The following is a 13,737-nucleotide window of genomic DNA, read 5'->3' on the forward strand; positions in this document are numbered from 1 at the left end:
TGTACTGAAGCCAAAAAAAAACCCTGCCGAGGCAGGGTTTTTTATTTCACCAGCGACAATTACTCGTCGTTGTTACCGCCAAGACCGGCGTTCAGCAACTCGGCCAGGCTGGCTGAGGCTTCATCCGCAGTGACCTGCGGTGCAACCGGCACTTCGCCTGCCGCTTTGCGGCGCATACGATCCTGATGGTAAGCGTAACCGGTACCGGCCGGGATCAAACGACCCACGATTACGTTCTCTTTCAGGCCGCGCAGTTCGTCGCGCTTGCCTGCTACTGCAGCTTCGGTCAGGACACGAGTGGTCTCCTGGAACGATGCGGCAGAGATGAACGATTCGGTTGCCAGTGACGCTTTGGTGATACCCAGCAGGTCACGCATGAAGGTAGCGCCAACTTTTCCGTTCGCTTCCAGATCGCGGTTAGCAATCTTGATGCGAGAGAATTCAGCCTGCTCACCTTCGAGGAAGTCTGCACTTCCTGCGCTCATGATGGTTGCTTTACGCAGCATCTGACGAACGATGACTTCGATGTGCTTATCGTTAATCTTAACGCCTTGCAGACGGTAAACTTCCTGCACTTCGTTAGTGATATAACGGGTCACCGCATGCACGCCGCGCAAGCGCAGGATGTCATGTGGAGATTCCGGGCCATCGGAAACCACGTCACCGCGCTCAACACGTTCACCTTCGAACACGTTCAGCTGACGCCATTTCGGAATCATCTCTTCGTACGGCTCGCTACCATCCAGCGGTGTAATCACCAGACGACGCTTACCTTTGGTCTCTTTACCGAACGAGATAATACCGCTGATCTCGGCCAGAATTGCTGGCTCTTTCGGACGACGCGCTTCGAACAGGTCGGCAACGCGTGGCAGACCACCGGTAATATCTTTGGTACCGCCAGATTCCTGCGGAACACGCGACAGGGTGTCACCCGCGCTGATCTTAACGCCATCTTCCAGCTGAACAATCGCTTTACCTGGCAGGAAGTACTGAGCCGGCATATCGGTGCCCGGGATCAGAACGTCGTTGCCGTTGGCATCAACAATTTTCAGTGCAGGACGCAGATCTTTACCGCCCGCAGTACGCTCGGCGCTGTCCAGAACCACCAGCGAGGAGAGACCGGTTAAGTCATCTGTCTGACGGGTGATCGTCTGGCCATCAATCATGTCGGTGAAGCGAATGAAACCGCCCACTTCGGTGATAACCGGCATGGTGTGCGGATCCCAGTTTGCAACGGTTTCGCCCGCTGCAACCTGCTCACCATCACCTTTCGCCATGGTGGCACCGTAAGGAACTTTATAGCTCTCTTTGGTACGACCAAATTCGTCGATCATTTTCAGTTCAACGTTACGCGAGGTGATCACCAGCTTGCCAGCCGAGTTGGTTACCGACTTGGCATTGGTCAGCTTGATGGTACCTTTGTTCTTCACCTGAATGCTGGATTCAGCAGCCGCACGAGATGCCGCACCACCGATGTGGAACGTACGCATCGTCAGCTGTGTACCTGGCTCACCGATGGACTGTGCTGCGATAACACCGATCGCTTCACCTTTGTTGATGATGTGACCACGTGCCAGGTCGCGACCGTAGCAGTGTGCACAAACACCAAAGTCGGTTTCACAACCTACTACCGAACGGACTTTCAGGCTGTCGACTGAGTTCAGTTCCAGCACGTCACACCAGTGCTCATCGAGCAGGGTGTTACGTGGAACCAGAATGTCAGCGGTGCCAGGCTTCAGTACGTCTTCAGCAGTTACACGACCCAGTACACGTTCACGCAGTGGCTCTTTAACGTCGCCACCTTCGATGACCGGAGTCATCATGATGCCTTCGTGCGTACCACAATCGTCTTCGGTAACGACCAGATCCTGAGCAACGTCAACCAGACGACGCGTCAGATAACCGGAGTTCGCAGTTTTCAGTGCGGTATCCGCCAGACCTTTACGTGCACCGTGGGTTGAGATGAAGTACTGAAGTACGTTCAACCCTTCACGGAAGTTTGCCGTGATAGGTGTTTCGATGATGGAGCCATCTGGCTTCGCCATCAGACCACGCATACCGGCCAGCTGACGAATCTGTGCAGCAGAACCACGCGCACCGGAGTCAGCCATCATAAAGATGCTGTTGAAGGAAACCTGTTTCTCTTCTTCGCCATGACGGTTGATCACGGTTTCGGTTGAGAGGTTTTCCATCATCGCTTTAGCAACACGTTCGTTTGCCGCAGCCCAGATATCGATGACTTTGTTGTAACGTTCGCCGGCGGTAACCAGACCTGACTGGAACTGTTCCTGAATCTCAGCCACTTCGGCTTCCGCTTCAGAGATGATTTCCACTTTCTTGGCCGGGATAACCATGTCGTCGATGCCGACTGACGCGCCTGAACGGGCAGCGTAAGCAAAACCGGTGTACATGGTCTGGTCAGCAAAGATAACGGTCGGCTTCAGGCCCAAAATGCGGTAACAGGTGTTCAGCATTTTGGAGATCGCTTTTTTACCCAGCGCCTGGTTGACGATGGAGTACGGCAGACCTTGCGGTACGATCATCCACAGAATCGCACGACCAATGGTGGTGTCGATAATGCTGGTTTTCGGAACGAATTCGTCCTGCTCGTTTTTGCTGTATTCAGTGATACGAACTTTAACGCGGGCATGCAGCTCAGCCAGGCCAGCGCGATAAACACGCTCAGCTTCTTTCGGGCCGGTCAGCACCATGCCTTCGCCGCGGGCGTTCACTTTGTCGCGGGTCATGTAGTACAGACCCAGAACAACGTCCTGTGAAGGAACGATGATTGGCTCACCGTTCGCTGGAGACAGAATGTTGTTGGTCGACATCATCAGCGCACGTGCTTCCAGCTGGGCTTCCAGCGTCAGCGGTACGTGAACAGCCATCTGGTCACCATCGAAGTCGGCGTTATAAGCCGCACAAACCAGCGGGTGCAGCTGGATCGCTTTACCTTCGATCAGAACCGGTTCAAACGCCTGAATACCCAGACGGTGCAGCGTAGGCGCACGGTTCAGCAGAACCGGGTGCTCACGGATCACTTCGTCGAGGATATCCCAGACAACCGCTTCTTCGCGCTCAACCATTTTCTTCGCGGCTTTGATGGTGGTGGCGAGGCCACGCAGTTCCAGCTTGCCGTAAATGAACGGTTTGAACAGTTCGAGTGCCATTTTCTTCGGCAGACCGCACTGATGCAGGCGCAGGTATGGACCCACGGTGATAACCGAACGACCAGAATAGTCGACACGTTTACCCAGCAGGTTCTGACGGAAACGACCCTGCTTACCTTTGATCATGTCAGCCAGCGATTTCAGCGGACGCTTGTTGGAACCGGTGATCGCACGACCGCGACGACCGTTATCCAGCAGAGCATCGACCGCTTCCTGCAGCATACGTTTTTCGTTACGTACGATGATATCTGGCGCAGCCAGATCCAGCAGGCGCTTCAGACGGTTGTTACGGTTGATCACACGACGATAAAGATCGTTCAGATCCGACGTAGCAAAACGGCCACCGTCCAGCGGTACCAGCGGACGCAGATCCGGCGGCAGTACAGGCAGCACGGTCAGGATCATCCACTCTGGCTTGTTGCCAGACTGCACGAACGCTTCCAGCAGCTTGATACGCTTGGTCAGTTTTTTACGCTTGGTTTCAGAGTTGGTTTCGTTCAGCTCTTCACGCAGCTGCTCGCACTCCTGCTCCAGATCCATGTTTTTCAACAGGGCCTGGATCGCTTCGGCGCCCATTTTGGCGTCGAACTCGTCACCGAACTCTTCCAGTGCGTCAAGGTACTGCTCTTCAGTCAGAATCTGGCGCTTCTCGAGGTTGGTCATGCCACCTTCGACAACCACGTAAGATTCAAAGTAGAGCACGCGCTCGATGTCACGCAGCGGCATATCCAGCAGTAAGCCGATACGCGATGGCAGTGACTTCAGGAACCAGATGTGCGCAGTCGGCGACGCCAGTTCGATGTGGCCCATACGCTCACGGCGTACTTTAGTCTGGGTCACTTCAACGCCGCACTTCTCACAAATCACACCACGGTGTTTCAGGCGCTTATACTTTCCGCACAGGCACTCGTAGTCTTTTACCGGCCCGAAGATACGGGCACAGAACAGACCATCGCGCTCTGGCTTGAAAGTACGGTAGTTAATGGTTTCCGGCTTTTTCACTTCACCGAAAGACCAGGAACGGATCATGTCTGGCGAAGCCAGCGCAATTTTGATCGCATCAAACTCTTCGGTTTTAGTTTGCGCTTTCAGAAACTTAAGTAAGTCTTTCACGGATTAGCTCCCGTCGGAGTGAGACTCAGGGGGCGTCCAACCGAAATTGAACGCCCCATAACCAGTACAATTGCGAGCGCTTAACCCTGCGCTTTCAGGCGGCAGTGACCCGCCGCCTGAATCGGGGTTACTCGTCTTCCAGCTCGATGTTGATACCCAGCGAGCGAATCTCTTTCAACAGTACGTTGAACGATTCTGGCATGCCCGGTTCCATCTGATGGTTGCCGTCAACGATGTTTTTATACATCTTGGTACGGCCGTTGACGTCATCAGACTTAACGGTAAGCATTTCCTGCAGGGTATACGCGGCGCCGTATGCTTCCAGCGCCCACACTTCCATCTCACCGAAGCGCTGACCACCGAACTGTGCCTTACCACCCAGCGGCTGCTGAGTAACCAGGCTGTAGGAACCGGTTGAACGCGCATGCATCTTGTCATCAACCAGGTGGTTGAGTTTCAGCATATACATATAGCCAACGGTTACCTGACGTTCGAACTGCTCACCGGTACGGCCGTCAAACAGGGTAATCTGACCAGAAGAAGGCAGACCGCCGAGCTGTAACAGCTCTTTGATTTCGCTCTCTTTCGCGCCGTCAAACACCGGAGTGGCGATTGGCATACCTTTTTTCAGGTTCTCAGCCAGACGCAGAACTTCGTCGTCGGTGAACGTATTCAGATCAACTTTCTGACGTACGTCGGTGCCCAGGTCGTAAGCGCGCTGGATGAATTCGCGCAGTTTCGCGACCTCTTCCTGCTTCTTCAGCATGGCGTTGATCTTCTCGCCGATGCCTTTCGCTGCCATACCCAGGTGGGTTTCAAGGATCTGACCGATGTTCATACGTGACGGTACGCCCAGCGGGTTCAGTACGATGTCAACCGGCGTGCCGTGTTCATCGTAAGGCATATCTTCGATCGGGTTGATCTTGGAGATAACACCTTTGTTACCGTGACGACCTGCCATTTTGTCACCCGGTTGAATCTGACGCTTAACGGCCAGATAAACCTTAACGATTTTCAGCACGCCTGGTGCCAGATCATCGCCCTGGGTGATCTTACGACGCTTACCTTCGAGCTTCTTCTCAAACTCGTGTTTCAGTTCGTCGTACTGCTCTGCCAGCTGCTCCAGCTGGTTTTGCTTAGCTTCGTCAGTCAGACCCAGTTCCAGCCAGCGCTCACGCGGCAGCTTGTCCAGTTTGTCTGCTTCAACGCCACCGGAAATCAGCACGCTCTGGATACGGCTGAACAGGCCCGCTTCCAGAATCTGCAGTTCTTCAGACAGGTCTTTCTTGGCCTGCTTCAGCTGCATCTCTTCGATTTCAAGTGCACGTTTGTCTTTTTCCACGCCATCGCGGGTAAAGACCTGAACGTCGATCACGGTGCCTGACACGCCGTTCGGTACGCGCAGTGACGAATCTTTCACGTCAGAGGCTTTTTCACCGAAGATAGCGCGCAGCAGTTTTTCTTCCGGCGTCAGCTGGGTTTCACCTTTCGGCGTTACCTTGCCCACCAGAATGTCACCACCGGTCACTTCAGCACCGATATAGACGATGCCGGATTCATCCAGTTTAGACAGCGCTGCTTCACCCACGTTCGGGATATCGGCAGTGATCTCTTCTGGCCCCAGCTTGGTGTCACGCGACACACAGGCGAGTTCCTGGATGTGAATAGTGGTGAAGCGATCTTCCTGAACCACACGCTCGGAGACCAAAATGGAGTCTTCGAAGTTGTAGCCGTTCCACGGCATGAACGCGACACGCATGTTCTGGCCCAGCGCCAGTTCACCGAGGTCGGTGGACGGGCCATCTGCCAGCACGTCGCCGCGCTCAACCGGCTCACCCAGAGAAACACATGGCATCTGGTTGATGCAGGTGTTCTGGTTAGAACGGGTATATTTGGTCAGGTTGTAGATGTCGATACCGGCTTCGCCAGCGTGCATTTCGTCTTCGTTAACTTTGATAACGATACGGGATGCATCAACGTACTGTACGGTACCGCCACGTTTCGCTACGGCGGTTACACCGGAGTCAACCGCAACAGCACGTTCCATACCGGTACCAACCAGCGGCTTATCAGCACGCAGAGTCGGAACGGCCTGACGTTGCATGTTCGCACCCATCAGGGCGCGGTTGGCGTCATCGTGTTCCAGGAACGGGATCAGTGATGCACCGACAGAAACCACCTGTTGGGTGGAAACGTCCATGTAGTCAACCTGATCGCGGCTGAACAGGCTCGACTCGCCTTTGCTACGGCAGGTGACCAGGTCATCAACGAACGCACCGTTCTCATCAAGCGAGGCGTTCGCCTGAGCGATAACGTAGTTACCCTCTTCGATAGCGGAGAGGTAGTGAATCTCGTCAGACACTAAACCATCGATAACACGACGATAAGGTGTTTCAAGGAAACCGTACTCGTTGGTCTGTGCATAGACAGACAAGGAGTTGATCAGGCCGATGTTCGGACCTTCAGGAGTTTCGATTGGGCAGACACGACCGTAGTGCGTTGGGTGTACGTCACGCACTTCGAAGCCGGCACGCTCACGAGTCAGACCACCTGGGCCAAGTGCAGAGATACGACGTTTGTGCGTAATCTCTGACAGCGGGTTGTTCTGATCCATAAACTGAGAGAGCTGGCTTGAACCAAAGAACTCTTTCACCGCCGCCGAAATCGGCTTGGCGTTGATCATGTCCTGTGGCATCAGGGTATCGAGGTCGCCCAGTGACAGACGCTCTTTAACCGCACGCTCAACACGCACCAGACCCACACGGAACTGGTTCTCAGCCATCTCACCGACTGAACGAATACGACGGTTACCGAGGTGGTCGATATCGTCCACTTCGCCTTTACCGTTACGGATGTCGATCAGCTTCTTCATCACTTCGATGATGTCTTCTTTGCTCAGGATGCCTGAACCTTCGATTTCATCACGCAGCAATGAACGGTTGAACTTCATGCGGCCGACCGCAGAGAGATCGTAACGATCTTCAGAGAAGAACAGGTTCTCAAACAGGTTCTCTGCAGCTTCACGCGTTGGCGGCTCACCAGGACGCATCATGCGGTAGATCTCAACCAGTGCGCTCAGGCGATCGCTGGTTGGGTCGACACGCAGGGTCTCGGAGATATAAGGACCGTGGTCCAGATCGTTAGTGAACAGCGTTTCGATGCGCTTGTGACCCGCCTGGCTCAGCTTAGCCAGCACATCCAGCGACAGCTCCATGTTGGCCGCAATGATCAGCTCACCGGTGCTCTCATCGATATAATCTTTAGAGACCACTTTGCCCGCGATATATTCAACCGGGACTTCGATGTGCTGAATGCCATCTTTTTCCAGCTGACGGATATGGCGCGCAGTAATACGGCGTGCTTTTTCGACGTAGACGGTGCCGTTAGCTTCGATATCGAAGGTAGCGGTTTCACCGCGCAGGCGCTCAGGCACCAGTTCCATCTGCAGCTTGTTGTCACGGATTTCAAACACCACTTTCTCGAAGAAGATATCGAGGATTTCAGTGGTGGTGTAATGCAGTGCGCGCAGGATGATACTGGCCGGCAGCTTACGACGACGGTCAATACGGACGAACAGGTTATCTTTCGGGTCAAACTCAAAGTCGAGCCATGAACCACGGTAAGGGATGATACGTGCGTTATACAGCACTTTACCCGATGAGTGGGTTTTACCCTTATCGCTGTCAAAGAACACGCCAGGACTACGGTGCAGCTGAGAAACGATAACGCGCTCGGTACCATTGATAACAAAGGTACCGTTGTCGGTCATGAGCGGAATCTCGCCCATGTAGACTTCTTGTTCTTTAATGTCTTTTACGGTGCCTTCTGGCGCTTCGCGCTCATAGATCACCAGACGCAGTTTCACGCGCAGCGGTGCCGAATAGGTCACGCCACGGATCTGACACTCTTTCACGTCAAAGACAGGCTCACCTAAGCGATAGCTCACATACTGCAACTCAGAGTTGCCGCTGTAGCTGGCGATAGGGAAGACGGAACGGAATGCAGCTTCCAGTCCGTACTGACCTTCTGGATCTTGCTCGATAAACTTCTGGAACGAATCAAGCTGGATGGAAAGGAGATAAGGTATGTCCAGAACTTGCGGACGTTTACCAAAATCCTTACGAATACGTTTTTTCTCGGTATAGGAGTAAACCATAGGGTTCCTCAGCTAGCTGACAAGTCGACCCACGCTGTCCGTCCTGACAGGACAGTTCATGCAACACGATTTTGTTTGTTTCACTGGCTGCGCAGCAGCAGTGCAATACCTCTTTCTATCACGCTTAAATCATTTCATCGCTTTTGCGAGGGCAGGGAACCCGCACAGGAAAGCGGTATATTAAGTCGTCGATAGAGAAAGATATTGAGAAGAGCAACAATGGACAAACAGTGTGAAACCCCATTGAGGCCCTGTAGCGCAAAAAGGCTGGTGACCAAAAAGTCACCAGCCATCAGCCTGAAACTACTCAGACTGCAACCCGAAGGTTGTCTTACTTAACTTCAACTTCAGCGCCAGCTTCTTTCAGAGCAGCTTCAAGTGCAGCTGCGTCATCTTTGCTGATGCCTTCTTTGATTACGCCAGTTGCTTCAACCAGATCTTTGGCTTCTTTCAGGCCCAGACCAGTTGCAGTACGTACGGCTTTGATTACTGCTACTTTGTTCGCGCCAACAGCTTTCAGGATAACGTCGAATTCAGTTTTTTCTTCAACAGCTTCAGCCGGGCCAGCAGCAACAGCTACAGCAGCAGCAGCAGAAACGCCGAATTTTTCTTCCATAGCAGAAACCAGCTCAACTACTTCCATTACGGACATAGCTGCAACAGCTTCCAGAATTTGGTCTTTAGTGATAGACATGACAATTGTTCCTAAGAATCAGAAAAAGTTTATACGTTAGCAAGTACGAAGAAAAAGAATCTGGCCTTAAGCCGCTTCTTTTGCATCGCGTACAGCAGCCAGAGTGCGGACCAGTTTGCCAGCAGCGGCTTCTTTCATGGTCGACATCAGACGTGCCAGTGCTTCTTCGTAGGTCGGCAGAGTTGCCAGACGGTCAATATTAGCCGCCGTGATCAGCTCACCTTCAAAGGCTGCAGCTTTGACCTCAAATTTTGCATTCGCTTTCGCGAAATCTTTGAACAGACGAGCAGCAGCGCCCGGGTGTTCCATAGAATATGCAATCAGGGTCGGACCAACAAACGTGTCTTTCAGGCACTCGAACTGAGTACCTTCAACGACGCGGCGCAGCAGGGTGTTACGAACAACACGCATGTAAACGCCAGCTTCACGACCTGCTTTACGCAGTTCGGTCATTTTATCAACGGTAACGCCACGGGAATCCGCAACAACCGCTGAAAGCGCGCCTTTGGCTACTTCGCTGACTTCAGCAACAATCGCTTGTTTGTCTTGAAGATTTAATGCCATTAGCTTTTGCTCCTGGATTTGACCGGGGAAGGATTTCCCCGGAACTCACTTCACTTACTCACCCGAAGGGAAATAAGCGCTCGAACACGGTGAGCAGAATCCAGCTAAGAAAAAATTCTTTTGGTTCTGTCACCGTCTACGCAGGGAATTAAGCGAAATATCCGAAGATAAGCCGCTCCTGCGGTCTTGGACGGAGGCCAGGATAAGGCCTGGCTCCAACCTAAATTCTGTTTGATGCAGCAGGGTTCAAAGCGGGAAGGCGATAAACGCAGCGACCGGTTCTGACTCTCTGGTATCGGTTCTGTTATTAACAGAGCAACGGGCGTAAGATTCTAGGTGAATTTTTCGCCCGTTTCAAGCAGCAATTAGTTTGCTGTTGCGTTCAGACCCGCCTGGTCAACGGCAACGCCGGCGCCCATGGTGGTTGAAAGGCTAACTTTCTTGATGTACACGCCTTTCGCCTGTGAAGGTTTCGCTTTTTTCAGCGCAACCAGCAGGGACTCCAGGTTTTCTTTCAGTTTGTCAGCGTCGAAGTCCACTTTACCGATGGTAGTGTGGATGATGCCGTTTTTGTCGTTACGATAACGAACCTGACCTGCTTTAGCGTTCTTAACCGCTTCAGCAACGTTAGGGGTTACAGTACCGACTTTCGGGTTTGGCATCAGGCCACGTGGACCCAGAACCTGGCCCAGTTGGCCAACAACGCGCATTGCATCCGGAGAAGCAATAACAACGTCAAAGTTCATTTCGCCTTTCTTGATCTGATCGGCCAGGTCTTCCATACCTACCAGCTCAGCGCCGGCTGCTTTAGCAGCTTCAGCGTTAGCGCCCTGGGCGAAGACAGCAACACGTACTGAACGACCAGTACCGTGTGGCAGAACGGTCGCGCCGCGCACGTTCTGATCAGATTTACGCGCGTCGATGCCGAGGTTTACAGCAACGTCAACGCTTTCAACGAACTTGGCAGTCGCCAGTTCTTTCAGCAGAGCGATCGCTTCAGCAATGTCGTACTGCTTGGTCGCGTCAACTTTGTCGCGAATTACGGTCATGCGCTTGGTCAGCTTAGCCATTTCTTAGTCCTCTACTACCAGGCCCATGGAACGAGCAGTACCTTCGATGGAGCGAGTCATCGCTTCAACGTCAGAACCAGTCATGTCCGCAGCTTTAGTTTCTGCGATTTCACGTACCTGAGCACGAGTCACTTTACCGACTTTATCTTTGTTCGGCTTACCAGAACCAGACTTGATGCCTGCTGCTTTTTTCAGCAGTACGGCAGCCGGAGGCGTTTTGGTAATGAAGGTAAAAGAACGGTCGCTGTATACAGTAATAACAACAGGAGTCGGCAGACCTTTCTCTAAAGATTCGGTCTTAGCGTTGAACGCTTTGCAGAATTCCATGATGTTAACACCCTGCTGACCCAGTGCTGGACCAACCGGTGGACTTGGGTTCGCCATACCAGCTGCAACCTGCAGCTTGACGTAGGCCTGGACTTTCTTAGCCATGATATTTCCTCAAATGGGTTATAGCGCCTGAAAAGGCTCCCCGTGATAACGATTCACACGCTGTTGTCAGCGCATAAAAACAAAAGGCGCGAAATTGTAGTTAAATTTCGCGCCTGCTGCAACAGCTAAATTGTGAGCGGAAAGAGGTTAACCTTTCTCCACCTGACCGAAGTCGAGTTCAACCGGTGTTGCACGACCAAAGATGGAGACGGACACCGTCAGACGGCTCTTCTCGTAATCCACATCTTCAACTACGCCGTTAAAGTCAGCAAACGGACCGTCGTTAACGCGAACCATTTCACCTGGCTCGAACAGCGTTTTCGGACGCGGCTTATCGCCGACCTGCTGCAGACGGTTCATGATCGCATCGACTTCTTTGTCGCTGATAGGTGCCGGACGGTCAGAGGTGCCGCCAATGAAACCCATCACGCGCGGAACGCTGCGAACCAGGTGCCAGCTGGCGTCATTCATGACCATCTGGACCAGAACGTAACCCGGGAAAAACTTGCGCTCGCTCTTACGACGCTGGCCACCGCGAATTTCAACGACTTCTTCAGTCGGAACCATGACGTCGCCAAACAGCTCTTCCATGTTGTGCAATTTGATATGCTCGCGCAGCGACTGTGCTACGCGGCCTTCAAAACCGGAAAACGCCTGTACGACGTACCAGCGTTTCTTTGGAGCTTCAGACATCTCAGAACCTCAGGCCAGTGATAAACGATACCAGACGGACCAGAATACCATCCAGCCCCCACAAAATCAGTGACATCACGGCGGTAACCGCGGCAACGATTAACGTGGTGTGCAGCGTCTCCTGGCGGGTTGGCCAGATAACCTTACGCATTTCGGTTCTTGCTTCACGAGCAAAAGCCACGGTTGCTTTGCCTTTGGTCGTTAAAAGCGCAATGCCGCCGGCCGCTGCAATCAGCACAACTACAGCTAATGCGCGCAGAGGCAGTGTCACATCACGATAGAGGTAGTTACCTACAATCGCTGCAAGTAGCAGTAACACGACTACTACCCACTTTACCGCTTCCAGGCCGCGCCCGCTCCCTTGAGCTTCGGTATTCGCACTCATAAACCAACCTGCCACAATAATTCAGAAACTATTCTGCCCCGCAGTGCGAGGCATCCAAACCGAATGAGCTTTTGGGGCGTAACTCGGTCTCCTACGCCGCATAACAGAGCCTGTCTCAGCAATGATTATGATCGAAAATCACTGATGAGCCAGGTTCTATGAAGCAGCGTGCAAAAAGGGCATCAAATGATGCCCTTTTCGTGTGCATTGCGTCAAACGTTATCGATAATTAAGCGATAACTTTAGCAACAACACCCGCACCAACGGTACGGCCACCTTCACGGATTGCGAAGCGCAGACCTTCGTCCATAGCGATTGGGTGGATCAGGGTAACAACCATTTTGATGTTGTCGCCTGGCATTACCATTTCCACGCCTTCTGGCAGCTCTACTGAGCCCGTTACGTCAGTGGTACGGAAGTAGAACTGTGGACGGTAACCTTTGAAGAACGGAGTATGGCGGCCACCTTCGTCTTTAGACAGAACGTAAACTTCTGACTCGAACTGGGTGTGTGGCTTGATAGTACCTGGCTTAGCCAGAACCTGGCCACGCTGGATGTCTTCACGCTTGATACCGCGCAGCAGAACACCACAGTTTTCGCCTGCCTGACCCTGATCCAGCAGCTTACGGAACATCTCAACACCGGTACAGGTTGATTTCGCAGTATCTTTGATACCCACGATTTCAACTTCGTCGCCGACTTTAACGATGCCGCGCTCAACACGACCGGTCACAACAGTACCACGGCCAGAGATTGAGAAAACGTCTTCGATTGGCAGCAGGAACGGCATATCGATCGCACGGACTGGATCCGGGATGTAGTTATCCAGGTGTTCAGCCAGCTCGATGATTTTCGCTTCCCACTCCGCTTCGCCTTCCAGCGCTTTCAGCGCAGAACCACGAACGATTGGAGTGTCGTCGCCTGGGAAATCGTACTGTGACAGCAGGTCACGGACTTCCATCTCAACCAGCTCCAGCAGCTCTTCATCATCAACCATGTCGCACTTGTTCAGGAACACGATGATGTAAGGAACGCCAACCTGACGACCCAGCAGGATGTGCTCACGGGTCTGTGGCATTGGGCCATCAGTCGCAGCAACAACCAGGATCGCGCCGTCCATCTGCGCAGCACCGGTGATCATGTTTTTCACATAGTCGGCGTGGCCTGGGCAGTCAACGTGAGCATAGTGACGAGAAGCCGTCTCATACTCAACGTGTGCGGTGTTGATGGTGATACCACGCGCTTTTTCTTCAGGCGTGCTGTCGATTTGATCGAATGCACGCGCCTGGCCGCCATTAGTTTTAGCCAGAACGGTGGTGATAGCTGCAGTCAGGGTGGTTTTACCGTGGTCAACGTGACCGATGGTGCCCACGTTTACGTGCAGTTTGTTACGTTGAAATTGCTCTTTAGCCATCGCTTGTCCCTCTAAGACACGGATATATCAAAGATATCATCACATT

At 52.9% G+C, this 13,737-nt stretch carries 9 protein-coding genes; all 9 read right to left on the reverse strand.

Going from position 1 to position 13,737, the window contains the following annotated elements; genetic code table 11:
• Positions 1–59: 59 nt before the first annotated feature.
• The 9 genes from rpoC to tuf all read right to left on the reverse strand — a co-directional run bounded on the left by rpoC (position 60) and on the right by tuf (position 13,691).
• Entirely contained in the window at positions 60–4,283 is a 4,224-nt protein-coding gene (rpoC, locus tag LZU96_RS18925; RefSeq protein ID WP_233985609.1) for a DNA-directed RNA polymerase subunit beta', read from the reverse strand.
• A gap of 127 nt (positions 4,284–4,410) precedes the next feature.
• On the reverse strand, positions 4,411–8,439 hold the full coding sequence (rpoB, locus tag LZU96_RS18930) for a DNA-directed RNA polymerase subunit beta (RefSeq protein ID WP_233985610.1): 4,029 nt from the start codon (positions 8,437–8,439) through the stop codon (positions 4,411–4,413).
• Between the two features lie 331 nt (positions 8,440–8,770).
• The gene (rplL, locus tag LZU96_RS18935; protein ID WP_006121499.1) at positions 8,771–9,133 is read right to left on the reverse strand and encodes a 50S ribosomal protein L7/L12; all 363 of its coding nucleotides are present in this window, start codon (positions 9,131–9,133) and stop codon (positions 8,771–8,773) included.
• Positions 9,134–9,199: 66 nt separating this feature from the next.
• The gene (gene rplJ / locus LZU96_RS18940) at positions 9,200–9,697 is read right to left on the reverse strand and encodes a 50S ribosomal protein L10 (RefSeq protein WP_003848098.1); all 498 of its coding nucleotides are present in this window, start codon (positions 9,695–9,697) and stop codon (positions 9,200–9,202) included.
• Positions 9,698–10,062: 365 nt separating this feature from the next.
• Positions 10,063–10,767 (reverse strand): 50S ribosomal protein L1, encoded by a 705-nt coding sequence (rplA, locus tag LZU96_RS18945; RefSeq protein WP_031376914.1) that lies wholly within the window; start codon positions 10,765–10,767, stop codon positions 10,063–10,065.
• Positions 10,768–10,770: 3 nt separating this feature from the next.
• On the reverse strand, positions 10,771–11,199 hold the full coding sequence (gene rplK / locus LZU96_RS18950; RefSeq protein WP_006121495.1) for a 50S ribosomal protein L11: 429 nt from the start codon (positions 11,197–11,199) through the stop codon (positions 10,771–10,773).
• A gap of 147 nt (positions 11,200–11,346) precedes the next feature.
• Positions 11,347–11,892, reverse strand: a complete 546-nt coding sequence (gene nusG / locus LZU96_RS18955; protein WP_003848088.1) for a transcription termination/antitermination protein NusG — start codon at positions 11,890–11,892, stop codon at positions 11,347–11,349.
• A 1-nt stretch (position 11,893) separates the two neighbouring features.
• Positions 11,894–12,277: a preprotein translocase subunit SecE gene (gene secE / locus LZU96_RS18960; RefSeq protein WP_031376913.1), complete on the reverse strand. Its 384-nt coding sequence runs from the start codon at positions 12,275–12,277 to the stop codon at positions 11,894–11,896.
• Positions 12,278–12,506: 229 nt separating this feature from the next.
• A complete protein-coding gene (tuf, locus tag LZU96_RS18965) occupies positions 12,507–13,691 on the reverse strand; it encodes an elongation factor Tu (protein ID WP_167429651.1) in 1,185 nt (394 codons plus the stop codon).
• Between the last annotated feature and the right edge of the window lie 46 nt (positions 13,692–13,737).

This window comes from Pantoea agglomerans, from assembly GCF_021397715.1.
Taxonomy (GTDB): domain Bacteria; phylum Pseudomonadota; class Gammaproteobacteria; order Enterobacterales; family Enterobacteriaceae; genus Pantoea; species Pantoea astica.

Coding starts and splice junctions, on each gene's coding strand:
- rpoB (WP_233985610.1), bottom strand. CDS start 8,439: ATGGTTTACTCCTATACCGAGAAAAAACGTATTCGTAAGGATTTTGGT.
- rplL (WP_006121499.1), bottom strand. CDS start 9,133: ATGTCTATCACTAAAGACCAAATTCTGGAAGCTGTTGCAGCTATGTCC.
- rplJ (WP_003848098.1), bottom strand. CDS start 9,697: ATGGCATTAAATCTTCAAGACAAACAAGCGATTGTTGCTGAAGTCAGC.
- rplA (WP_031376914.1), bottom strand. CDS start 10,767: ATGGCTAAGCTGACCAAGCGCATGACCGTAATTCGCGACAAAGTTGAC.
- rplK (WP_006121495.1), bottom strand. CDS start 11,199: ATGGCTAAGAAAGTCCAGGCCTACGTCAAGCTGCAGGTTGCAGCTGGT.
- nusG (WP_003848088.1), bottom strand. CDS start 11,892: ATGTCTGAAGCTCCAAAGAAACGCTGGTACGTCGTACAGGCGTTTTCC.
- secE (WP_031376913.1), bottom strand. CDS start 12,277: ATGAGTGCGAATACCGAAGCTCAAGGGAGCGGGCGCGGCCTGGAAGCG.
- tuf (WP_167429651.1), bottom strand. CDS start 13,691: ATGGCTAAAGAGCAATTTCAACGTAACAAACTGCACGTAAACGTGGGC.